Below are 25,626 nucleotides of genomic sequence, written 5' to 3' on the forward strand. Positions count from 1 at the left end.
TTTTATTGCATCAATTTCGGTAAAATATAGGACTCAAAAATCTCTTCTGGCTGTTGTCCTTTCCGACTGTTATAATTGCCTGAAGTGATCACAACGACTGAATTTAGACTTGGAATTAGAAAAATGTATTGTCCACCGTTTCCTCTAGCTTCAACAGTTTTGATTGTTTTTCCTTCTGATTGATATGTGTGATGCCACCATAAATAACCATATCCGTTTTGCTCCGGAACATTCATTAATGGTCGATAATTTCTCATTGAGGCTTCGATCCATTTTTCTGAAAGAATTCTTTGCCCTTCAACTTCACCTTTCTGAATGTACAAGGACCCAAATTTAAGCATGTCTTTAGGCGTTAGATACATACCTCCTCCAAAATAAGGCAGACCTTTTAAGTCGGTTTGAATGATATAATTTTTAATGCCTAATTTTTGAAATAGTTTTTCATGCATAAAGGTTTCAAGCGGGCCATTTACAATCGAGTCCATTGCTAAACCAAGTAAAAAAGGATTGGCTGAACCATAATTCGCTTCTTTATTCGGAGGATTCATCATTGGCGCTCTTAAAACAGTTGTTGCCCAATCATTTGTTCTTTGGTAATTGTTTTCTGAAGCCATAGATTTTCGACTATTGGTATAATCATCTGCATCTAAACCTGAGCTCATTGTGAGTAGACTTTGTATATCAATTTTGGACTTGAGACTGTCTTGATATATTTGATAAGCCGGAGGTAAAAAGTGAAAAATAGATTGGCTCACTTCAACGAATAAGTTTTCATCCTTTGCAATTCCTACAATAGCAGAAGAAATACTTTTTGACGCAGATCGCATATCATTCGGTATTTCGGCATTAAAGCCATTGAAGTATTTTTCATAAAACAATTCGTTATCCTTTGAGATCAATATGGATTGGGTATTCACAAAAGTATCATTGAGAATTGTCTCTAAATCGGATAAATTTAATTTCGATTTTTGGTTTTCAGTGGAAGGAACATTGCCTATTGTCCAGTCGTCAACAGAACGAGAGAAGGGAATGCTGGTGATGAGGAATTCTCCTAAATAGAGATCTAGATTAATTTGATCGGTACTGAGTTGACCGGCAAACCTCAATCCTGTTTTGAAATCAACAAATGCGATGTTATTTTCAGCTTTTGTAAAATTCGCGCACCAAGTTCCCGTGAATCGATTGTCCTCAAAAATAGGGTAGGCTTGATATTCATTTTCATTGCCATTCTCAACACTTAAATAAAGGCGTTGCGCTTTTAATTCATCGACCATAAAAATGTTCCAACGCCCTACGTAATAATCCTCTTTATTTTTAACCAGTTCAACATGATAAAGCAGGATACCAGAATGAATAAATCCATTGATTGTTTTAGCATTTGTAGAAAGATTTCCTTCAAAGAATTGATCGGTAGTAAATTGAATTTTAAACTGTTTGCCTCCTGTTGTTTTAAATCTTTTTTGCAAGATGCTTTTATGATTTAAAAGACTGAAATCAGCACTGTCTGAGTCGAGGTTGGCTATCTTAATGTCGAAGTTAAATGTTTGTGTATTTAAGATTTTGCCTTCCCAATTCCCATTATAATTAGCCATGTTTTGCGCTAAACCAATGATTGGGAAAAGTAGAAGAGATAAAATAAGGAATTTCATAATTTGTTTTTAATCACTTCTTGGTTTAAGATGTCTGATTCAGATCATCTTTTTTTAGTGAATTAAAAGTACAGAACTTTTGTGAGTCGGTTAATCCTGCAGTCGTATAAAGTTTAATTTTCAGATGAATGAATTATTCATGAATGTCAAAACCGAATATTTTCATACTGATTAGTTTTGATTTCGCTTTTTCAATTTGATACTTTGATTGACGGCCATAAACAATACAATTAATGCGATTATGAGAATAATTAGATTTCCAGTTGAACTTATGTTGAATGGTTTTAAAATCAAAATTAATACACTGCCCAATACCCAACTTATGTCTTGAATGATAATCCATAATACAAATGGTTTTCTCTGCTTTATTCGTTCGTAGAAAATTGTCACTGAAAAATAAAGTAGTATCAAACCTACAATCCAAAAAACCGTGGTGTTGGAGGTTCCGAATATCTCAGCGATTTGTTGATTGAATAAGATTAAAATAAGTCCTGATAAGCTCGAAAATAATGCATTTAGGGTTAACGCTTTTTGTAGTTGATTCATCTGTTTTGTTTTTTATACAAATTTCGACAATCGTTTATCCAATTCTCTTGACAATTGTTAGTTAATTGACTTTTCTTAATCGACTTAAAGATTCTGGAGCGATACCGAGCATTGAAGCTATGTATTGCAAAGGAACATTATTAAATAGTTCAGGTTCGTCTTGTAATAATTGGTCGAACCTTTGCTTAGCAGTTGTGTGCAATTGGGAGAACATATTCTTCTCCAATAATGCGAACGAATTTGCTAATAATAAATTGTCAAAAGCCAACCATTTTGGTGTGGATTCGCTCAATTCAAAATGAGCAGTTCTTCTGATCGTATAAACTTTACAAGGGGTGATGGCTTGAATATTCCAAAGGTTATTTGTTTGAAAAATAAAGCTGGACAATGAGGTGATGAATTTACCTTCACTACCAATCCAAAAGGTGATTTCTTTGCCATCAACAACGTCATACATACGCAAATACCCTGATGCAATAAATGCCATCTCTCTACAAATGGTGCCAGATTTTAAAAGAAAGGCACCTTTTGGAAGCGTTACTTCTTCAAAGTGAGTAACAATATGATTCAATGTTTCAGTGTCGATTGAGATTTGATTTTGGATACAGTTTTTTAGTTCTTTCATGTGGATGCGGGTTATAGCAATGAATCAAAAGATAAGATAAATGCAAGTTGCTAAAATAATAGGTAAACTTAAACAGATTGTAAAAGTCCATTTTTCAGCATGATGCAAGGCTTTGAGTATATAGCCCCGATTTGATTTGGAAACAAGTGAAAATATTAAGATTAAAATTCCAAAAACGTCTATAGAAGTAGCAATGCTTGTCAAGTTAGGATAGCTATTTAACGAATCAAAAAGCGAAATCTTAATAAATATATTGAGCGTAAAACCTATGATAAAAATAGCAAGGCCAATTAAAGCTATTCGTTTTTTTATCCAGATGGTGGCTGCAATCATCGTAATCGGTACAATAACCAAATCGATAAATATAGTTAGGTTATCCAATTTAGGAATATGCATAATGATAAGCAGATTCAAAATTAAAAGAAGACTGCCAAAAACGGAGATATGTCTATAGAATAGATTTTTATTCATTGCCGTTATTAATAATAACCTAGCCCCGACTCTACAGGTCTATCATAATGCAATTGTTTATTGAATGTTAATACCAATAATGTTCCATTACTCATTGCTGACTAAGATAAACAGAATTGTTTTTGTTTCAAGTGCTTAATCTGAATTAAAAATTAAATCCAAAATGAAAACCAGGTTCCCCAAAAAAGAATTTGGACCATTTATTATTCAATTGTTCGAATCCTACAGGCATTTTATTTTGAATGGGGCGATGTGTTACTGCTATTGATGGTTCAATAAAAAAACGATTATTGAAGAGTTTAAAATGATATCCTAAGCGATAGGTATTGAACATTTGATACCCGTTTTCAATTTGGTTTCCTTTCTCATCTACAAAGAATTGATAAGCGTTCATAATATGAATGCCTGCATACAACCCCTTCCATAAAAATCGTTGGTAGACCAGAGCAAGTCCTATCTCACGAATGTAACCAGGGAATTTTTCTTCAGGTGCCTCGAATGAAGGTCCATAGGGAATGCCTAATGACCAAGCATATTTCCATGTTTTTAATTCGACTGAAATGACATCTTTAGGCGTGATGCGATAACCGAGATTCAATTGCACAAAATCAGGTTTATTGGTTGGGAGGAAATTCCCCAACATGAAGAGTGTGCTACCAATAAAATATTTTCTTTCTGAACTTTTGTTGGATACTGTTTCTTGCCCGATTAATGTACTACTAAAAAAGGTTGAAATGATGAAGAATAAAGAAATTGCTTTTTGCATAATATGTTTTTTATGCAAATGTAAATAGGGGCAAAGCTAGATTTCGTTCACTTAAGATAAGAAAAGCAAAAACACAATGGAATTAAGCTTTATTTTCGAGGATTCTACTTCTAATTCTGCTGAGAGATTGCGCAGTGATGCCTAAATAACTGGCGATTTGATATTGTGGAACTCTTTGCAATAAATCAGGTCTATTCTCCATTAAATGCATATAGCGTAGTTCAGGCGAAGAGGTTTTAAAGCTGTCGAAGTCAGTTTGATTTTTTACCAATAATTCTTCCGATAAAATCCGACATAATGATTCGAATTTTGGGAATTGGGCAAAGATTGTTTCTTCCATTCCGGAATTTGCAACAATTAGTATAGCATCTTCAACACAAGAAACAAAATAAGCGGAAGGTTTTTTAGTAATTTTACAATGTGGTTCGAGTGATTCAGCTTCAGTATAAAATGCTGTTGTTTTTTCTTCCCCATCAATGATGAAGTAGGAACGAATGCACCCTTTAATCACAAAATAACCTTCGTCAGAATGATCTCCTTCAGACAATAAAATATCCCCTTTTTTATATTGTTTAAATATATTTAAATCAATAATCGCTTGCTTTTCATCGGCATTTAATGCGATATATTGAGCGAGATAATCAAAAAGGACTTGTTCCATTTATTGTTTTATGTTACTAAATTAAACGAAATTTGTGATGTTTTTAATTATATCTAAAGTTTATAAAATTCAACTACGTTCAATTATAATCTAAAAAGGATAACCAATTGCAAAATTGAAAACGGGATTTTTATAATCAAATTCCCAACCACCGGCAGGCGTTTTTAACGGAGCTGCCAAGTCGAATCTAATTACAAAACCTTGTACGTCTATCCTCAGCCCAAATCCAGCACCAATTCCAAATTGCTGAATAAAATCTGAAGTAAATTGTCCGCCTGCGACATTATTATTGATATTCCAAATATTTCCTGCATCTACGAACAGTGCACCTTTAAGTACCGATATTATTGGGAAACGATATTCTAAATTCCCTTCAAGTCGAATGTCACCTGAGCGATCAAAATTCAAATTACTATTCTCAACGGGATCGTAAATACCAGGTCCAAGTCCTCGTATTTGAAATGCACGAACACTATATGATCCTCCTGAAAAATATTGTTTTACGTAGGGCAAAGTTTGCGAATTGCCATATGGAATGCCGATGCCTGCAAAAATATGCCCCACTATGGACTGACCCTTTTTACCAATGTCGTAATGATAACTCAAATCAATGTCTCCTTTTACATATTGTGCATAAGGTAGACTGAGAAAACTTTTAGCCGTATCTGATTCTCCTTTTGTACCCAATAGACTTATCGCATTGCCGGCGATATCAAAAGTGAATATGAAATTAAACTTACCTTTTTTCTGTGCATCGTTTAGCTCACTGTAATGAAATGAATAGGTGAGGCCTGCTATAAATTGCTGTTCAAAACTACGTTTTAAAAAGGGGTTAGTATCCAATATCGAATCGAATTGTGATGTTGTATTAACAAGCCTTATATAATTTAAATTGATTGGTGTAACCAGATGACTAACACGTCTGTTTGCGTTCCAGATATATCCAAAAGACGCATTATATGAATTTAACGTATAAAGTTTACTTCTCCGGTAATACTCAAAACCGACACTCATTTTTGTTTTCGGAATAGCATATTTAAAATATTTATCGAGATTGCCAGGGAAAATTAACCTTGGATAGATTAACGCAAGATTCATTCCCAATTGTAAACTATTGGATCCGTTTGTTTTATTGCCGAATTGCTTTTCGTAACCAAAGCTTCCAGTTGCTGAAAAATTTTCTCCTCCGTTAAATGCATTTCTATTCAAATAAGTCAGCCCAACATTCGGTCCTGTGAAATTATTGGACTTTGTTACACCTTGCAGCTCAGCGCGAATTGATTTTTTAGTGAGTGGAGAAAGTGAGATTATTGCATTTAAATATCTAACCTCGAGTGTGTCTATGCCCAAAGTATCTATTTCTTTATAATTGATGTTGATATATTTATAAGTACCGATGGATGAAATTCTTTGACTCGTATATTTTGATTTAAGTGGATTGTAAAATTGACCTGGCTTTAGTAAAATAAATGGTCGCAAATGCTTGGGTTTAAAGAATACGTTATATTGTATGAAAGCGACTTCATCAAGGGTGATGGTGTCTTGGGGGATTGCCGTGGTGTCATTTGTAACGAACGAATAAACTTCAACTTTATTCAGTAAGTATGGTACTTTTGACTTCGCTGGAACACCTGTTTGCAATTTGAGATATAAATTATATTGTCGATTATCAAGTAAATTGGTGTCAGCTTGAAAAAGAATAAAATCAGGATTAAAATTATAATAACCTTGATTTTTCAAATACTGATCGATGCGATCGCGTTCGTTTTTGAAAGCCGTTAAATCATAACGATTGCCTTTTTTAAGAATTGTTTCTGAAAGTGATTTTCGTATTTCTGCATAAACTGGAAGCGAATCCGATAGATCGACAGAATCAATTTCAATTACATAATCTTTCAAACGATAGGGTTGACCGACAACTACGGAATAATTGGTTTTTACTGTTTTTGACGAACTGTCTTTTTGAATGGTTGACGAAATTTTACTTTCAAAATAACCACTGTTGACCAAACGATTTTCAATTAAATCTTCTGTTTTTGCAAGATTAACATCTGAGAAATAAACGGGTTCTTCTCCTAGTTTTTTATTGAGAAAACGAATTATGAATCCAGGTTTTTCTTTTTGGGCTTTGTAATGAATGCTTAAACCCGGATAAAGTCCTAAAATTTTTGTATTTGGTTCAGGGTATAAAAGATCTTGTAATTCATTTTCTAATCCTGATTTATCTTCAATTTTTATGGTGTCTCGTACGGTAACATTTCCACCCCGGAAGAGATTTTCGTCTGCTGGAATATATTTCTTAACACTGCATGATTGAATTGCTATCAGTGCTATTAACATAATATATATGGAAAAATATTTGTGCATTAATTATTCGATTTTTTATCCTTTTCTGGATCGTTATCTTGATTGTCTAATTCCTTTTTTGATCCGACATTTTCATCCTTTTCACTCACTGTTGGTGGCGCATCAAATAATTCATTCCATTTATTAAATTGACGTTGGAAAATTAAGGAAATTCCATTTACATATATCTGTCCATCAATAACATTTTCATATTCACTACTTCTAAATCCTGTTAATCGCCAACGCCCGTCTTCTGTCAATAGGTATTGAATGCTTGCATTGCCAACAATTGGGTTCTCATCTGCAGTACCTTCAACATTTACATCGCTACCAACTTGAACAATTAAACGATCGTCCAATAGTTTTTTCTGAGCGCTTATATTTAAATCTGTACGCTGCTCGGCAGACTCTCCTTGGTAATCGGTATAACTGTTTAACCCAAAATCGAGTTCTATTCCAGTATTTCCAGTTAATTTATCCGAAAAAGCATTCAATTGATCAGATAAGGCATCATTGATGTTTTTTCGAACAAGACTAGCTGCGCCACCGTCACTGCCATCAGAGCCTGCATTTGGATAAAATTTCTTTAAAACCAAAAGTGAAAACACTTGTTTATTTAACTCATCTTCTTCATTATTTAATTGTTTGATTTGGCTATAGACAGTGCCGTCAATTGCACCGCGTGAATCTTCTGGCATGTCTAGACGAAAATCAAGTTTTGGTTGATCTAGTTCTCCTTTAACATTCAAAAATACTTCGAAAGGTAGTTTTTGACGATATTGATTACTGACTTCTTCGCTCGCGCCTGAAGTTTGTGAAGCCATTAAGGCCGATGCTGATGTTTCTAATGCATATTTGGCTGTAACATTCAAGTCCGCATCCATTGGATCGCCATGCCAAGTAATTGAACTTCCAGGTTCGAATTCAAATTTACGTTTCACTAAGTTATAAAGACTCAGATCATAATGACCTTTGTTTATTTCATAACTTCCACTCAAATTCATTTGCCCATTTTTTGCAATATTAAAATCCAGTGCTGCAACGCCGGAAACATTTAGGTTGTCACCAGTTTTAGGATCGATAATTACATTAAATTCTGCATTCTCATCAATGTTTATTTTAGCTTTTAGTTCAATACCTCCAAATACGGCAATGTCTTCTTCTCCAACATTTCGGGTTAAAATATCGTCAGGGTTTTCTTTATTAACGAATTCTACAATGCCATCACGTGTTTCAATTTGGGCTTGGGCATCCTGCACTACATATGTGAAATTTGTGTTTTCATTGATGTCAAGATTCAAATCGACATCAGGGAAACTTAGTTTTCCTTTTATCGTTCCCGTTAAATCGAAATTTACTTTACCATAAAATAGTTCATTGTCTTTTACTGTCGAATTTAATGCTTGGAAATTTTTTCCGTTCACGCTCAAATCGAAGGAGGGATCAGATAAATCTTCGGTAAAAATATTACCACTTAGCGTAAGTACATTATTTGTTTCATCTTCAATTGTAAATTCATTTAAAGTGATCTTTGTATTGTTGACGTCTATTTTATTATTCGCTAAACGGAATTTTGAATTGACTTGCGTGACATTAAAAGCAGCATCGTTAAATTGAAGATATCCTTTGTATTCGGGAGCAGTTGTTTCACCCTTTATGGAGAATTCGCCAGAAATATTCCCCGATGCATCGTTCAGATTTTCTCCTGAAATTGTAGCAATAGTCTCCATACTGATTTTGTTCATTTTTAAATTAAAATCAAGTTCTGAACCTATATTTTGAATGCTGTAATCACCATTTACTGCGAGGTCAACATCATTTCCTTTTACCGTTAGATCTAGATTGTATTTATTGTCATTTGTAGATGTAGCATTTAAGGATAATATTCCTAATGGCGCTTCCAATGCAATTAAATTCTCAATACTGAAGTTGGCTTTGAGCCCAAGATTTTCAAAAGGATCAATAGCCACAATTTGCCCTTGTAAATTTCCAGCTGCTAATAATTCATCTTTATTAAAGAGTGCCAAAATATTGGCTAGTTTGAAGTTCGTAAATCCAATTCCTATATTGTTTTGAGCGGTTTCTAAATAATCATTTGCTATGGCAATGCTTTCTCCGTTTTTGCTCAATATAAAATCTTGTGCTGTAATAGTTTTATTATGAATACGTAGTTGGTTGTTGGCTGGAATGGTCCATTGTTCACCTTGTGCAATTAGTTTTTCTGGTTGAATATGAACTGTGAGGTCTGAAATGTTTCCAGTGATTACAGATTGCATAGCATAAATTTCTTCTTGGCCATTAAAGGAACTGAAATTCAAGTTTAGATTTCCTTTTTTTAAGTCCCCATCAAAAAAGGTGCGATTCATGACAAAAGGATCGGCATTCAGCTGTGCAAAACCGAATTTAAAATCGGCTTCATTTTCGGTCGAATTAAATATTAATTGCAAACTATCCAACGTTTTTTCCGCATAATCTAAATAGGGTAAATTTAAATTTGCCGTAAATTTATGCTGTTCCTGATTGAAATCGATTTCTAAGTTAAGGGTATCCATCATCCTCATATCAGGTAATAAAAAATCGGTGATTAGTTTTGATTCTGAAATTTTCATTTTCATTTTCAATTGCACAGGATCACTAATTGAATCGTTATATGCTAAAGAATCTGAAAAATATCCTTCTAAATGTTGTTGTATTGCACTGCTTATGCCTTCAATACCCGAATTTGCATTCAACATACCTGTAAGGAAATCACTTTTAATATCTAATGCAGTGCTATCTGCAGTGACATTTGCTGAAATGTCAAATGTACCTAGTTTGTAGGTGTTTTCATCGTATACTGCAATTCCCTCGGTAATATGACTTTCAAAATCGAACGCTGCTGAGTTCCCTTTGAAATTAGCTGTCATGATTAATTTCGCTTTAATTTGTTTCTCCGTGAAACCCATAGCATACAAATCGGCTCCTTCCATTTTAAAATCAATGTCAATTTTCGGCGCAATAGAATCCAATTGAATTTTTGAATTAACGAGTAGGTCTAAATTTTCATCATTGTAAACCACTGCGATATCCCCGTTGCCACTATTCAGCTTTCCATCTAATTGAAGGGCTGAGAAATTATATCCATTGTATTCTAGTTTAGAAAAATTTGAAACCAATTTAGCATTCAAGTCGTTGATGTTTTTGCCTTCACCTGAAGCTATCATTTCAAAAGCAATAGTTCCGATTGCTGTATCATTTAAAATTTTACCGAGGTTAAAATCGATGACATTCATCTTCGCAGCAAACTGAATATTATTTTTATGCTTAAAATTACCATCTACTTTTATTTTTCCTACTGGTATAGTCAGTAATAAATTAGCCGCTAAATCATCTAATTTTCCATTTAATTTTGTTTGAAGTTGAACCGTTCGTGGTATGGAAATGCCTAGATCTGCTTCGGAAACAAAATTGCGTAAATCTGTGCGAGTCGAATTAAAAGTGAAGTTGTCAATAGCTGCTGTAAAATCCTCAAAATCTGTTAAATTTTCTAGTTTTCCATAGGTTGAAATCATTGTGTTGTGGCCCCAATTCACCAAGAATTCTGATATGTTTACTGTCGCTAATGTGCCGTCAGCTTTTATTTGCCCAGTGATTTTATGTTTTGCTAGTTTCTGGAGGTATTCGTTCTCCACTAAGTCTGATTGTATAAGAAATGCATCGTTTAAATCAATGACAAATTGTTTTAAATCAATGGTCAATATTGAAAGTTCAGGTTGATTGATGAAACTTTTCAGTGAAGAGAATTCGGCTTTTAAATTGGTGTGAATTGAGCTGTTGCCAAGTGAGAAATCGAAATTATTTATAGCTAATTTAGATGGGTCTAGTGCAATTGAAAATGCTAGATTTTTCAAGTTTAAACCGCTATTCTGCTCAATAAACGAGAAGTTTTCAAGACTTATATTTGCCGTTTCATGACTTGTAAGACCGATGTCTTTGGCCTTAAAATTGAAATTAGCCAAGTCGATAAAATTGGGATCAAAAACATTTTGATTCGTTGATTTTTCACCTGCTTGGTAACGCAAATTATTGTTTTGAAGGACGATAGACGCAACTGTAACATTCCAATCTGGCCATATAAATTCGATTTCTTCATCTGTTTTATTTGCTTTTTTTAAAGTATCAACTGATGGTTGCTGCTTATTAGATTGGTATGAAATATTAGAATTGCTTAAAACAAAATCACCAACATCAATAGCTTGATTTGCTAGATCGGCCTTTGCGACTTTTAAAGCCAATTCAGCAACATTCAAGTCAGCAATTAAACTGTCTGGAATTGCTTTGTAATTGAGGTGGACGTTCTTAATCAATAAATTATTAAGACTTAGATAAGGTAGCGTAGATTCTGTGGTGTCTGAAGGAGGACTGGGTTTGGATTGTACATAATTGAGCTGTGTGTTTTCCAAGACAAGGTCGGCAAGTTCGAATTTCATCTGCTGTAAGTCGAAGTTTTTACCTTTTAAATATAAAGCACCTAAATCTAAATCAGCGTTCATGCCAGTAACGGCGTCATCAAATTTTATATTGAAATTGGAAAGATCAATCGTGCCAATTGCAATTTTAGGAGGTTCACTTGCTGTTGTATCAATATTGGTATGCGTAGAATCGGAAGCAAATGCGTCGATTAAAAATTGAAAATTAAAACCATCAAGAGAGTCTTCACGAATGATATTTGCGCGAAGTCCCGTCCATTCTAAACCATCAATAGAAATGGGATTCCCTCGAATAATTGGCCAAAGAGGAATAGCTACTTGAAGCTTTTCAGAATAAATTAAAGTATCACCTTTTTTATCTTCTAAATACAAGCCTTGCAAATCAAGGTCACCAGAAAAAGTAATGTAAAGTTTGTCTATTGTGACTTTTGTATTGGTTTTCTCAGAAACGTAAGTGGTGAGTTTGCCAACAATTATTTCTTGGCCCCATTGACTACGAACGAAAAGGACCAATAATAAAAGCAGGATCAAAAGGATCAATATAATCCTCCATAATATTCTTAAGCCACGTTTCCACCATGGACGCTTTTTTTTATCTCTTTCCACCAAGCTTTCTTACTACCAATTTTATAAAAACGTATAAAGTTAAGGTTTCTTTATGGCTATCACTACAAGAAAAAGAAATATATTGGATGGATTATAATTTTTGAGCAATTGCTTTGTAATCTGTTTGATATAAGACGAATTATATTTTTGTTCATCAGCTCAATCATTCGGGCTATAGTTTAATTTAAGCGCATAATACAAGTGGAATTTATACGTGTCACTGTTTTATTTTTCGCAATATTTTTTTGTCAATATAAAAAGTACCAAAAGGAATGAAACAAGCTAACACAACTTTCCAAGTTGTTGTTTTGAATTTCCATGCCTGTTCTACACCAACACTGAGAGCATTGAATAAAAAGAGTAAAAACAAGGCGCCATGAATAGGGCCGAGAGAAGTGGATAGGTTGGGATTATCAAAATAATATTTCATTGGAACGGCAATAAATACGAGGACTAAAAGTGAAATGCCTTCTAAAAATCCGATGATGCGTAATCGGCCTATTTTTGTTTTGAATAAATTGGTCATAAATTATCTCATTAAAGGTCTATTTGCGAATGGTGAAAAGGGCCAAGGAATGGCAATAAAAAGGATAATCAAAGCAATAGAATACCATATAAGCATGGTCTTAAACTTATGCTTGTCAATTGTTTGCCTTTTTGATTTGGCAGCGCCAATCGTAATGAATACAATGGCTAAAAGCATTAAAGTCAAATGAATCAATCCAAAGAATGTGGTGTTGATATTGGAAAGTGATGATTGTAAATTCTTCCAAAAATATTTGACAGTTCCACTTTGAGTGTACAATAACATGCCGATAAGCAATTGTATATGCGCAATTGTCGCGGTCCAGTGCCTTAAAAAGTTGTCAAACTTAGAGAATTTTTTCTTTTTGATAATCCCCTTAATTCCTTGGTAAATGCTGAAAATTAAAAATAACAGGACCAACCAACGGAACAGGGAATGGAAATAAAGCAGCGTTTGCATCATCATTTAAAATAATGTTTGCTACAAAAATAATCAAAACATACTAATTAGTATGTTCTAGCAGTAAAGTTTATTTTAATTGATTTAAATATCTTTTAAGTTCTTCTAAATAAGTATGGTAGCAGTCGATGTTTTTAGCTAGTTTCCCATAATTTCTTATTCCCCAATAACCAGCAATAACAAAAAGTGCAACTTGTTTTGGGTTCACAGTCGTTTGAATTGAACCTTTTTCGATTGCTAATTGTAGGCTTTCTTCAATAGAGGATTGCCATTCTAGAATAATCTCATTCAAAGCATTAGAAAATTCGACATTCCATGGCGCCATTTCCTGCGTTAAATTGCCAGCAGGACATCCAAATTCTATTGTCAAATACTCGTTTTTAAGTAGCAAAGATTCCGTGATATTATAAATGTTATCTAATGGATCGTTCGTACTTTCTAAAGGCAAAATGAATTCCTCATGCATAGTAGGTTTGACAATTTCATTGATAATTGCCAAACCCATATCATCTTTGGTTTTAAAATGATAATAAAACGCTCCCTTAGTCACTTTTGTGGTCGCTATTATCTCGTCGATACTTGTTGTTTGATACCCTTTTTTATAGATTAAATCGAATGCTTTTTCAAGTATAGTATGTCTCGTATTGGATGCTTTGCTCATAAAAGATACTGGTTGGTATGAAGTGCAATTTATGGAAAATCGACTAAAATCCTCCTTTTTAGTATCTTTTTAAGCCAATTTCTCCATTTTCTTACCCGTTCTGTGGATTTTAAACTGTAAAATCGCAACAATCGCAACAAATGTAATAACGATTATGGTCGTTAAAATTCCAATTTCTTTTTGAATGGATGCCATATCTCCGCCATAGAATGCGATTTTTCTAAAACCACTTAAAAATTGAGTCAAAGGAATGTATTCTGCAACCGCCATAATGGGAGAGGGGAAGGTTGAAGTTGGCCATGTAAATCCACTTAGAACAAAAGCAGGCGTAGAAATCACCATTAATAATTCAGTTGCTTTTAATTGACTTGGTATTGCAACAGAGAATAGCATTCCTACAAAAATAGAGGCAAATGTCAATAGGGCTACCAATACAAACATTGGATAATTAAAGATGTCTATGTCTATTCTAAAAAAGGGAACAAAACTACTTACAATGCCCCACATAATTGGAATCATCAATAGGAATGGAACAGCTTTTAACGCGATATGATACAAAGAGAATTTACTTTCTTTGACAAGTGTTTTAAAGTAACCATCCTCAAAATCACGGGCGAATACCAAAGCCAATGCTAAGAATATAATTTGTTGCATAATCGCAGCCAAAAGACCAGGTAACATAAAAGTGACATAATTCCCGGAAGCATTGTAGAGTTTATTAAAATTGATTTTAAAACTTTCATATTGCGCCATCGCTTCACTTGCATGTAGTCCTTTTTTCTTCAATCCTTCAATTTCAAAACCTGCATTTAAAGTCATTAATACCGATTGAATACCTTTGCTGGCGGTGTTTGCATTGACCATATTCGCCATATTTAAATCAACCCTAATTTCTGGATGTCTTTTTTGAAGAATGTCGGCTTCAAAATTGCTTGGAATGGTGATCACCGCAGCATATTGTTTTGTTGGCATTTCTGCTAGAATGTCGCCTGTTGTATACCTGATGTCACTTATTTTAACGGTCTCATTGTCGTCAAATGCATCAATTATTTTTTCCGTCATCGGACTTCTGTCTTGATCTACAATGACAATTGGCAGATCTGTTACTTTGGCTTGTTGGTAAACAAAACCGAAGAGTATTCCGTAAAGAATTGGTGCGCCAAGAAAGATCGCCAATAAAACCCCATTCGAAAAGATGCGTTTAAATTCGACGCGGATTAAGCGTATAAATTTTTTCATGAGATTATTGTTTTAAAAGGACTGTAGCGTTCAAGTAAAATGATTGCTCACTAACGTCTATTGTTGGAATGATTTTTAATTCATAAATCGATTCAGAAATATTGTAAATAGGATCTGTACTTGTGATGTCCGCATAATGTGCCAATTGTTTAATTGATACAATTTTACCAGGAATTTTTTGATCGATATAAGGGTTGTCAACAGACATGCTTTGCCCAACCTTATATGCATAAATTTTAGATTCGGGAATCGTGAATCTGAAATAGACACTACTCGTTTTGTAACCATTAAAAAGTGCGTATCCCGGCGTTAATAATTCCCCTTCTTGCAAGCTGATTGTTTCGATTGACATATCTGCAGGCGCAATTAGGAATTGCTCTCTTTCGGCAGTTAGCACCTCTTCTCTGGCACCCAAAGCGCGGTCTAATAAACCTTGTGCTTGGTCTAATTGTTCGCGTCTAGCACTTTTACTCACTTCAGTTCGTTTGGCTTGTAAAGCACTCACTTGAGCATTGGCCATTTCGCGTTTCATCTTTACTTCTTCCAATTGTTGTAGACTGATCAACGAATCTTTGTACATATTATCTAGTCGACTATAACTTTCATTAGCGAAATTTAATTGGGCTACAGCAGCTTTAATTTGACCATCAATTTGTGCCAATTGATCGCTTGTTGCTCCCTTATTGGCCATGTCTAATTGACCAGTTGCAGCAGTGATTGCTCCATCTGCCTGCATCATTTTAGCATGAACTTCGGGAATGTCTAATAATGCCAATGTATCTCCTTTTTGAACAATGTCTCCCTCGTTGACATATAAAGCACTCACACGACCAGCTAATTTACTGCTCACGGTAATTGTTTCGAATTTTACTTTTCCGCGCGGGTCAGTAATTGGTTCTTGGTTGGAGCATGCTTGCAATGTTAGCAATGCAATAAATCCGATGAATATATTTCTACGTGATTTCATTTTCTTCTTTCTAGTTTATTTGATTAATATTTTAAAATGCCTTTTGCATGATGCAATTCAGTAACTGCCCTGCGCTGTTCGTATAATGAATTTTGTAATTTGAAATTTGCCTGTTCAACATCTTTTAAAGCATCGAGTACATTGTTAATCGTTGTAAGATTATTGGTGTATTGTTCTTGTACAAGATGATAGGTCTCGTCTGCCAATTCTATTTCTTTTTCAACGATTTTAGCATTCTGAATAGAAGCTTCATAGTTTAATTCTGCTTTGACAATACTTAAATTGATCATTTCAGTCGCTTCAGAAATTTGGGATTTGTATTTGTCACTTTCTATGACAACTTTCTTACTTGATAAACGGGTTTGATTACCATCAAAAATATTCCATTTTACGCCTACACCAACATACCAGATTGGATCTAATAAGGATAAATCATCTTCTAAGAATTCGTAATGCCCTTGCAAAGCTAATTTTGGAATAAAATTACTTTTGATCATTTTAGATTTATACAATAATGCTTGATCAACCTCTTCTAAGGCTTTAATCTCGTTTCGTTTTTCAATAGTCGAAGAGGTGTCATTGCTAAATTGATTTAATTTAGGATGTAATAATGCTAAGGTCGATTTGTCTTCGTTTGTGAGTTGATGAAGGACCTCGATTAAGAGTGTTTTATTTTGTTCGAACGCTAAAAACTTACCCGCCATTTGTTGTTGTGCCAATTCTATTTTCTTCAAGTCGATTGGTGTCGCTAAACCGTGCTTAATGGCTTTTGTTACGAAGTTGGTTTGTTCGTCTAAGTAGTTTTTTGTCGTTGTTAAGGCTGTTTTGGATGCGTAAACCAATGCCAATTGGTCATATACTTCTATTATTTTTAAAGCGACTTTGTCTTGTTCGGCGAGGCTGAGGTAATTCATCGATTCCTCTTTGTGTTCGCTCGCTTTAACGGCATTGTGAACGGTTAATCCGCTGAACAATACCCAATTCAAATCAACTGAGGATTTAAGAATATTCTTGTCTTGTAAGTTTGGAACAGCTGTTAATGGAACGCTTTCTGGTAATGGGGTATTGAAAGGAATGCCGACAGCTTCTTTAATCAATAGTTTTTGAGTAGACAATAAAAGGTTTTCAGTGTCTTCACCAAAAGTGATATCATCATTCAACCTTGTGAAACTACCGTTCAAAGTAACCTTTGGTAAATAAACTGCTTTGGCTATTTTTTGATCTGTCTGTGCGAGTGCAGCATCTGAATTCCGAATGCTAACGGCGTGACTTTTATTTATTCCTTTTTGAATCAATTCCAACAGAATAGGATCGAGCTGTTGCGCATTTGTGATTGGGGATACGAGGCAAAGAATGGCAATTATAGTGACACCGAGCCTTGTTTTTTTTGTTTGCATTGTTATTGTTTTTAATTACAATACAAAGGTGCGGCGGTATGAGATTGAATCCTTTGACCTAAATCAAAAAATGAATTTAAATTGATTATGCTTGCTCCGATCGGCGCAAACGACTGAGTGTTTCTTGGGTCATGCCCAAATAAGATGCGATTTGCCCCAATGGTGCACGGTAAGAGATGTCTGGGAATTCGGACAGCATATAATCGTAACGCTCTCTAGCAGTCTGAAATTGAATAGAATTTAACTTGTGTACAAAACTGGTTAAAATTTCAATGGCCAATAAACGGATGATGGTTTCCATTTTTCGATACTTCTCTATCAATAGGTCAAGCTTCTCTTTAGTGATGGTGTACAATAATGTATCCTCAATAACCTCTAAATAATAAAAACTCGGCGTCTGTTGGAAAAAACTGTCGGCACTTGCCATAAAATTACCTGCACCAAAAAACCATTGCGTCACTTCTTTGCCATCCTTTTTTAGATAATAGCTTCTACCAATGCCTTTCTCTACAAAATAGAGCTTATTACTGATTTGTCCTTCTTTAATTAATGTCGTGTTTTTTTTAATCGTTTCATGCTCAAAGTAGGACAAAACATCTGCTATTTCATCATCGGTAAAAGGAACTAGATTTTGAAAATAAGCTGTTAACATGCTTGAGTTTTTTGACTATTTAATAACGGAATTGCTAAGATGGTAATTTCAGAGGGAATTAGGAATTGTTTTTGAGGAAAAAGATAGAAAGAGAGAAGACAAAAGATGGGGAAGATCCAACTGTGTTGTTTTTTTTTCTGTCGTGAGGTTAATAAAAAAACTACATTTATTTTTCACATATGTTTAACGATTGTTCTCATGTTTGAAATTTTAAAGATTGAATATTCTTCAATTAAATCCGCGTAAATCTGCGATTTTATATCTGCGTGAATCTGCGGGCATTATTTTTTAACATGATGTGATCAGTGATTCTATTTCCCGGTACCAAATCGGAGGCTGATAATGGCTTCAAAAAGAAAAAAGAGATAAAAACAAATCTAAATTCAATTCCTTTCCTTTTCCATTAGCTCCTAACTTGCAACAACTATCAAACTTGAACGGCTGTCTCAATCGTTCCAGAAATAGCACATGCCAGTTTAACCGTATTGTAAATCGTTCCAAATTTTTCGATGTTCTTTTGTAATAAACGAACATTAATGTCTTCTTCGGTACTATAAACAATCAATTCATAATGAATAGCATCCATTCGGGGTGGTTTTTCAAGCCAAGTGGCATCTACTTTTAATTCGGCTTTTGAATAGGTAAACTTCATCATTTTAGAGAAACGTTCTACATTCTTCAACATACAAGCTGCAAATGACCCTAAGAATAATTCTGCAGGATTGGGTAATTGATTTGCCGTTGTTGGGGTAGTGCCAAAATCAATATTGGATTGTTTAATATGTAGTTGAGCATCTGCGTTGGAAAGAGATGAGGCTGTTATGTGGTAGTTCATGATATTTTAATTATACGTACTAAGTTAAGCGTATCGAGATGAATAAACGGTGATATTTATCAGTTTCGGTTTTGAAGCTGCAGATTCCAAATATCAAAGCTCAATTCAAATAAGCAAAACAGAATAAAAGGTTTAACTATAGAGAAAAAAAGCCCGTAGATTACCACAGTATCGAATTAGGTAAATAAGACATTATAGACGGTTTAACCACAAAGCGCACGAAGGTTGTCACAAAGGGCACAAAGAAAAAAGCCCGTAGATTACCGCAGCATCGAATTAGGTAAATAAGACATTATAGACGGTTTAACCACAAAGTGCACGAAGGTTGTCACAAAGGGCACAGAGAAAAAAGCCCGTAGATTACCGCAGTATCGAATTTTGTAAATAAAACATTATAGATGGTTTAACCACAAAGCGCACGAAGGTTGTCACAAAGGGCACAGAGAAAAAAAGGACCGTAGATTACCGCAGCATCGAATTAGGTAAATAGTCTCAATTACGCTGAACAACCGTTAGCTTTATGCGCGCTAGCAAAAGCTATATTGGACAACGAAAAGAGAAAGACAAATTCCAATACTACCGACTCAATTGGCTTCAAAATCAACAACCCAAATTCCTCTCAATTCGTTAATTGCATAACCAATTGCCATATCGTTGGGGTAAAGTGATTTAATTTTAGCCAGGGTATTCGGTAAGACTTCAGAATTGGGTTTTCCATGACATTGCATACACAATTGGTTGGTCATGATAGGGTAGTAGGCCACGTTTTTACCATCTACAACTGTCAGTTTTGGCGTCGGTTGTTCGCCTTTTGACAAAGTTTCTTTTACCGATGTTATATAAGCCAATTCTTCTTCGTTTGCTTTATTGTTGGGGTTACTGTTTTTGTCTGATACACGTTTGATTGTGGAATTCAATGCTACGGACATGCTATCGGTTAAAGGAATGGCTTGGGTAGAACAAAATGTCAAAGCGTTTTCTGTTCCGTCCGCTGCAATTGCTTTTGTTAGATTGGCCATTAAAACACCTCCGGTTTGCATCGCAATTTTTTTGCCGCCTTCAACTGGGTTTGATTCCACCGTTGGAATTGGTTCCTCAATAGGGGGGGCAATAACTACGTCTTCTTCTTCGGTTTTAGGGTTCGAGCAATTGAACAAGAAGAAAGACGTAAGCATTAGGAAATATGCGCTGCTTTTCATAGGATCCGATTTAATGATTTGATTCGTACTAAGATAGTCGGTATGTTGGGATGATTGCATGATTTCTATGAGTTTTTCCAACGAGGGTTATGGAGATATGCAGATCTATAATCGTTTGCGGTTTGCGGCTATAAGATTAATTTTAAGTACTTTGAAGAAGAATAATAATAGAAAGAAACCAAGTAAAATGTTTGGCTTCTTTCTATAGTAACTTATTTATTCAGTGGAATTAATCATAAAAGATAATTCTCTCGGTAGCCAATATTTTACTTTCGCTCGAAATCTCAACAATAAATAATCCTTGACCAATATCGCTTTTATTCAGTATTGTTTGCTGATTAGTGATAGGCTGTATATAAACAACTTTACCAATTGTATTATACACTTTAACAAGCAGATTATTTGAAGTAGCATGACTGGTTAAATTTAAACTTATTGCATTATTACTTGGATTAGGAAATAGTTCGATCGACAACACCTTTTTTTCCTCTTCAATTTTCGCAAAGTGTTCAATAGCAAATTCAAGAACATCAATCAAGGCGTGCTGAAGTGCTCTCGTTTCATCAGAAAATCCAGCATCAAGATTCATGCTTACCACAGAAAAGTCACTTTCAAGGCTATAATGCATATCACTATTTTGAAATGTATTGCCACCATGCATTAAATATTTTCGACCATTGTATCTTTCCTCTTCAATGCCTAATCCATATATCGAACCGACACCAAGGTAAGTCCCTGTTCGCATTTTTATCATTGAACTTTCACTTAATATGTCGCCGCGGAACAATTGATGACACCAGCCAGCAAAATTTTCTGGAGTTGAGACAACTGCACCTGCAGACCAAGCCGAAGAATAAAGTGCAACGCCTGCCGCTATTTCATAATCTCCGGGCCCAAAGAATGCTCCAGTATGCGTCATGTCATATGCGTCATAGCCTTCTAAATATGTATTGGTTAAGTCAAGCGGTTCAAACAAACGGTTGTATAATACTTCATTAAGTGGTAATCCTTCAACTTCCTCAATTACTTTACCAAGCAATAAATAATTTGTATTGGAATAGTGAAAATATAGACCCACTGGGAATTCTGGTTCAGAGACAAAATTACTTAGAATACTATCAGGATGCCAAAAGAAGTCTTCATCATCTAAAATAGTATCAAAAAAATCTGGATGCTCAGTATAGTTTGCAATTCCACTTCTTTGTTCCAGCAATCGTTTTAAACTAATGCCATAAGGCACATTTGGAATGAAATCAATAAAACTATATAAGCTATCTGAAATATTGAGCTCCCCTTCTTCTTCCAGCATTAATATAATCGTAGAAATCATCGATTTCGTATTACTACCAATATCATAAATTAAATCAGTATGGAGTTCTTCATCTCCATAATGTCCATATGCGCTCGACCAGGTTGAGCCGTCAGGAAAAATAACGGCACTTGCTACGCCTTGCATATCCGAATCATACGCAAAACTTGATAGAGTCGCTTCTAAGGTGTCTGCATAAGTAAGATTCATTTGTGCATTTAGGCTAAGATTCATTATCGAAATCGAAATGAATAAGAATACTTGCTTGAAATTAAATGTTTGAAATACTTTCGTCATAATTGTAGTTATTATATTTTGAATCAAATGTATTGCTGAATATTTCCAACTCAAACACATTTTTGACGAACGCAGGATTTTGGTGGTAAATCCGTTTTATTGTTTTTAAAGTTCAATCCAATGTTATTCATACTCTTCAAATGTATTGTTATAATACTTGTCTATCACAGTCAAAATATTAGCGTTTTCTGGACTTCCCTAATGGATTGATTTCATTTTACTTATTCCGCGTTATGAATTTTTGTCGTGAATATGACTTCAAGCCCATGCCTTGACTAAGAAAACTAAAATCAACTGTGAGCGTTTGGAATAGTCGAGCTGAGGTTACAAGTAACCTATCGTTTGAATGTTGATATTGTCGATAATCTAGCGGCAATTAATACCGAGGGCATTAGTTTAATTAAAAGCTCAAAAATCTTTTCAATGCAATACTTTGTCTTTCACTTACTTCAATTTCCTGATTATTCGTTAATCGAAGCTTTAATTTGCCTTTAAACCAGAGGTTAACATCTACGATATGGTGAATATTTATCAGTTGTTGCCGGTTCACTCTAAAAAAGACATCTTTATCCAATCGGCTTTCAATTTGATTCATTGATTTATGAAGTAAGGGAGATTTGTCTTTAAAAAATACCTTGGTATAATTTCCCTCCGTTTCAAATAGACTGACATCAGCTAACTTTGCGATATAAACCTTTTCAGAATCTTTTATAAAAATACTTTGCTCGGTTGTTAAAAGAGAAGTTTCTTCCTTTTCTGTTACAATTTTTTCAATGGCCTGTTGAAATCGGTCTTTTTTGATAGGTTTTAGTAGATAGTCTAAGGTGTTGTATTCAAAAGATTTAACAGCGTATTCATCATATGCAGTCGTGAAAATAATTGATGGAATGGTATTTATTTCATTCAAAACATCAAAACCATTCATGTCAGGTAAATGTATGTCTAGAAAGATTAAATCAGGGTTTTTTGAATTGATCATAGCAATGGCTTCAGCGCCATTTGTGGCTTCACCAATCAAATTAATTCTTTCCGAATTTTGAATTAAATTGACCAATTCTAATCTGGCTAATTTAGAATCTTCAATAAGTATAGCATTAATCATGAGCGATAGTTATGTTTGCAATTACGGTATTGTTAGCTTCAAAAATTTTGAATTTCACCTTCTCTTTAAATATATCTTTAAAGCGGTGTTTTAAGTTCTTTAATCCTATACCTTCGTCACTTTTGGTTAATAATTTACCGGGGTTAATAACCTGAATAGAGATGAAGTCGGTTTGATTTTTTACTTCTATTACCACCTTGGCTTTATCTTTTATTTCACCATGTTTTATTGCATTCTCTAATAATAGTTGAATGGACATAGGAGGGATTTGAAACGAATTTAATGATTCGTCCACGGATACTTCAAATTGAACGTTATCACCTAAATGAATTGTATTCAATTCGATATAACTTTGAACAACTTCCATTTCTTCTGAAAGTGGAACAGTTTTTCTTTTCTGGTAATTGAGTACATATCTAAGTAAATCAGACATTTCTAATAAGCCAGATCTGGCTCTTTCTGGTTCAACTAAAATCAAAGAACGAATATTATTAATGGCATTAAATAAAAAATGTGGACTAAGTTGGTTTCTCAAGTTCGCAAGTTCAGTCTCTTTTAATTCTAACGACATTTCATACTTTTCAGCCGTTAATTTTCGTTGATGAATAAAAAGAATATAACTTAAATAAATCAACGTCCAATTGAAAAAACTTGGTGCTAAATTTACCCAATCATGTACAATATATTTCCATTTAAATGAATCTTCGTCAAAGAAATAATCTATAATTGGGGTATATGCAAAAATAACGAGTAGCGAAACGACAATCATTAAAAGAGCGGAGAGTATAATGGTATGAACGAACTTTCTTTCAATTACATTAAAATAGAGCAAAACCCATCTTAAAAAAAATGACATTATAAAACTCATGCCACAAATAATAACGGAATAAATGTAGGCATCTGGATTCTCAGTAAACACATTCGTTTGAAAAAAAATATTCACCAAATAAACAGATAGCCAACCCAAGGTGTTGGCTATCCAGAATTCCTTTTTTGCTTTTTCAATTTTTTTTAAAGTCATGCTACTATTTTTTAGAAAATTCGTATCCACTGTAATAGAGGTTACCATTTTCTAGAATTTTTACTGTTTCCCCCGTTCCTCTGCCTATTCCATCAGTAACGGCAATTCCATCACCAATAATTTCTATAAAACAAGCTCCTTTTACCCATCCGGTCGTCTCAACTTCGAAAAAAAGCATTCCTTCCTTTTTACTTAATTTCAAGGTAGATTGTTTTACTTTTGCAGGACAATCGGTACAAGCAAAATCATTGATTGCCTTGTACTTTCCAATCATTTCAGCCCATTCGTCTGGAATGGGGTTTAAGTTCAACCTTCTTCCTTCGTAGAAACCTTGTTGACTATTTACATTTATATTTTTTAAGAATACTTCGCCATTAATTTTAACAAACTTAAATTCTTGCTGCTTTAACTTAATAGGTATGATGCGAAATAAATTAATTTTACCTGTATAAATCATCGAATCATTCTTTTGATTCAAAACAGCTTTACCAAAACCAGTTTTAAATTTAATTACATCTGTATTTTCTACAATTACAGGAAAAGTTGATACCCCATAAAATCCTTTTATTTCAGATTCACTAGGAATGGTTTCAACTAAATTAGTGTTTTTATCTTTTGGTACCCTTAAGTTTAGATTTTTGTCCTTTTCTAATTCAACATAAGTTTTTAATAAGTTGGCAGCCGAAGTAACGCGCGCACCTTTGTCTGTATTGGTCATTATTATTGCTGCAATTCCTAATTCAGGAATGTATTTAATATCAGCATGAAATACCCAAGTATCACCACCATGTCCTATCATTTCAACTAGCGTCGTATCTTTTTCAGACTCTATTTTCACCATTTTTTTGTACAAACCATATCCCCATTTAGAACCATAATTAAAAAGAACATCTTCAATTTGGTTTTTCTCCATTTCTAAAATAGCAGGAGCGGATAACACTTGAAGTTCTCCTATTTTACCACGGTTTAATAATAGCATTAAATAATTCCCCATATCAATGGCATTGCTATGAATTAATCCTGCAGATTGATCTCGAATAAGCGGTTCTACAAAAGGTTTTTTGTCAATATAACCAATGGGAGTCGTGCCTAAAACATAAGAAGATTTCATCCCTATTGGAGAGAATATATTCGTTTCAAGATACTCAGCATAACTTTGTTTGCTTAATCTAGCAATCACTTCACCTAACAATTCAAAGCCAACGTTAGAATAAGATAATTGATAAGCGTTAGGAGCGGCAAAGGTTTGCTTATTTAGTTCAAGAATTGTGAGGTTAGTAGTAGCAGGAGCATCACAGAATGATCCATTCAATACATCACCGGGCAAACCTGAGGTATGTGTGAGGATATCTCGAATGATTAAATCATTTTTTTTAGAGAAACGATCTAACATTGATAATTCTTCAATATAATTTGTGATGGGATCGTTGACATTCAATTTACCAGCGTCTTGTAATTGCATAATAGACATCGCTGTAAATGATTTGGTACAAGAACCAATTCTAAAAATAGTATTGTCTGAAGCTTTTATTTGATTTTCTAAATCAGAAAAACCGTAGCCTTGCGAATAAACAATTTTTCCATTGTCGACTATTGCTATACTGGCTCCAGCAATTTCATTTGTTGTTATAAATTCGTTGTAAATACTATCAATAGTATATTTTGAGGTTTCTTTAATCGTATTGTAAGTTTGACTTAGTCCGGATGAAGTCATCGCTAAAAATAAACTGATTATCAATAAATATTTCATGTTGCTTTTTTTTATTCGGAACAATAGTAAGTTAGAATTGAATGGAAACAAATTGCTTTTTGATAAACGCGTA

The 25,626-nt window shown here is 34.1% G+C and carries 21 protein-coding genes; all 21 read right to left on the reverse strand.

Annotated elements, in window-relative coordinates:
• Positions 1-2 precede the first annotated feature (2 nt).
• Positions 3-1,649 carry a serine hydrolase domain-containing protein gene (locus T367_RS0100995; RefSeq protein WP_084274262.1) on the reverse strand — a complete coding sequence of 549 codons (1,647 nt, stop codon included), beginning with the start codon at positions 1,647-1,649 and terminating at the stop codon, positions 3-5.
• Positions 1,650-1,820: 171 nt separating this feature from the next.
• Positions 1,821-2,195, reverse strand: a complete 375-nt coding sequence (locus tag T367_RS0101000; RefSeq protein ID WP_027418172.1) for a hypothetical protein — start codon at positions 2,193-2,195, stop codon at positions 1,821-1,823.
• A gap of 61 nt (positions 2,196-2,256) precedes the next feature.
• Positions 2,257-2,820, reverse strand: a complete 564-nt coding sequence (locus T367_RS0101005) for a Crp/Fnr family transcriptional regulator (protein ID WP_027418173.1) — start codon at positions 2,818-2,820, stop codon at positions 2,257-2,259.
• Between the two features lie 24 nt (positions 2,821-2,844).
• Positions 2,845-3,291: a hypothetical protein gene (locus T367_RS0101010; RefSeq protein ID WP_157454076.1), complete on the reverse strand. Its 447-nt coding sequence runs from the start codon at positions 3,289-3,291 to the stop codon at positions 2,845-2,847.
• Positions 3,292-3,436: 145 nt separating this feature from the next.
• Positions 3,437-4,057 (reverse strand): hypothetical protein, encoded by a 621-nt coding sequence (locus tag T367_RS0101015; protein WP_027418175.1) that lies wholly within the window; start codon positions 4,055-4,057, stop codon positions 3,437-3,439.
• An 82-nt stretch (positions 4,058-4,139) separates the two neighbouring features.
• Positions 4,140-4,718 (reverse strand): Crp/Fnr family transcriptional regulator, encoded by a 579-nt coding sequence (locus T367_RS0101020; protein ID WP_027418176.1) that lies wholly within the window; start codon positions 4,716-4,718, stop codon positions 4,140-4,142.
• Positions 4,719-4,808: 90 nt separating this feature from the next.
• Positions 4,809-7,058: a translocation and assembly module lipoprotein TamL gene (gene tamL / locus T367_RS0101025; RefSeq protein WP_245593006.1), complete on the reverse strand. Its 2,250-nt coding sequence runs from the start codon at positions 7,056-7,058 to the stop codon at positions 4,809-4,811.
• A gap of 26 nt (positions 7,059-7,084) precedes the next feature.
• Positions 7,085-12,139: a translocation/assembly module TamB domain-containing protein gene (locus T367_RS0101030; RefSeq protein WP_027418178.1), complete on the reverse strand. Its 5,055-nt coding sequence runs from the start codon at positions 12,137-12,139 to the stop codon at positions 7,085-7,087.
• 217 nt (positions 12,140-12,356) lie between these two features.
• Positions 12,357-12,665 (reverse strand): DUF3817 domain-containing protein, encoded by a 309-nt coding sequence (locus T367_RS0101035; protein ID WP_027418179.1) that lies wholly within the window; start codon positions 12,663-12,665, stop codon positions 12,357-12,359.
• A 3-nt stretch (positions 12,666-12,668) separates the two neighbouring features.
• Positions 12,669-12,950, reverse strand: coding sequence for a hypothetical protein (locus tag T367_RS25255; RefSeq protein WP_245593007.1), 282 nt, complete (start codon positions 12,948-12,950; stop codon positions 12,669-12,671).
• A 244-nt stretch (positions 12,951-13,194) separates the two neighbouring features.
• On the reverse strand, positions 13,195-13,785 hold the full coding sequence (locus tag T367_RS0101045; RefSeq protein WP_027418181.1) for a TetR/AcrR family transcriptional regulator: 591 nt from the start codon (positions 13,783-13,785) through the stop codon (positions 13,195-13,197).
• 69 nt (positions 13,786-13,854) lie between these two features.
• Positions 13,855-15,024, reverse strand: a complete 1,170-nt coding sequence (locus T367_RS0101050) for an ABC transporter permease (protein WP_027418182.1) — start codon at positions 15,022-15,024, stop codon at positions 13,855-13,857.
• Between the two features lie 4 nt (positions 15,025-15,028).
• Positions 15,029-15,991, reverse strand: coding sequence for an HlyD family secretion protein (locus T367_RS0101055; RefSeq protein WP_027418183.1), 963 nt, complete (start codon positions 15,989-15,991; stop codon positions 15,029-15,031).
• A gap of 23 nt (positions 15,992-16,014) precedes the next feature.
• Positions 16,015-17,388 carry a TolC family protein gene (locus T367_RS0101060; protein ID WP_027418184.1) on the reverse strand — a complete coding sequence of 458 codons (1,374 nt, stop codon included), beginning with the start codon at positions 17,386-17,388 and terminating at the stop codon, positions 16,015-16,017.
• Between the two features lie 85 nt (positions 17,389-17,473).
• Positions 17,474-18,040 (reverse strand): Crp/Fnr family transcriptional regulator, encoded by a 567-nt coding sequence (locus tag T367_RS0101065; RefSeq protein WP_027418185.1) that lies wholly within the window; start codon positions 18,038-18,040, stop codon positions 17,474-17,476.
• A 427-nt stretch (positions 18,041-18,467) separates the two neighbouring features.
• Positions 18,468-18,875, reverse strand: coding sequence for an OsmC family protein (locus T367_RS0101070; protein ID WP_027418186.1), 408 nt, complete (start codon positions 18,873-18,875; stop codon positions 18,468-18,470).
• Positions 18,876-19,459: 584 nt separating this feature from the next.
• Positions 19,460-20,074, reverse strand: a complete 615-nt coding sequence (locus T367_RS20950; RefSeq protein WP_169736005.1) for a Tll0287-like domain-containing protein — start codon at positions 20,072-20,074, stop codon at positions 19,460-19,462.
• Positions 20,075-20,303: 229 nt separating this feature from the next.
• The gene (locus T367_RS23520; protein ID WP_027418187.1) at positions 20,304-21,680 is read right to left on the reverse strand and encodes a serine hydrolase; all 1,377 of its coding nucleotides are present in this window, start codon (positions 21,678-21,680) and stop codon (positions 20,304-20,306) included.
• A 400-nt stretch (positions 21,681-22,080) separates the two neighbouring features.
• Complete coding sequence (locus tag T367_RS0101090) at positions 22,081-22,782, reverse strand: LytR/AlgR family response regulator transcription factor (protein ID WP_027418188.1); 702 nt, start codon at positions 22,780-22,782, stop codon at positions 22,081-22,083.
• A complete protein-coding gene (locus tag T367_RS0101095; RefSeq protein ID WP_027418189.1) occupies positions 22,775-23,803 on the reverse strand; it encodes a sensor histidine kinase in 1,029 nt (342 codons plus the stop codon). Before T367_RS0101095 ends, T367_RS0101090 begins: the two co-directional genes overlap by 8 nt.
• Positions 23,804-23,807: 4 nt before the next feature.
• Positions 23,808-25,553, reverse strand: coding sequence for a serine hydrolase domain-containing protein (locus tag T367_RS0101100; RefSeq protein ID WP_027418190.1), 1,746 nt, complete (start codon positions 25,551-25,553; stop codon positions 23,808-23,810).
• Positions 25,554-25,626: the final 73 nt, after the last annotated feature.

The sequence above is a fragment of the Crocinitomix catalasitica ATCC 23190 genome, assembly GCF_000621625.1.
Classification (GTDB): Bacteria; Bacteroidota; Bacteroidia; order Flavobacteriales_D; family Crocinitomicaceae; genus Crocinitomix; species Crocinitomix catalasitica.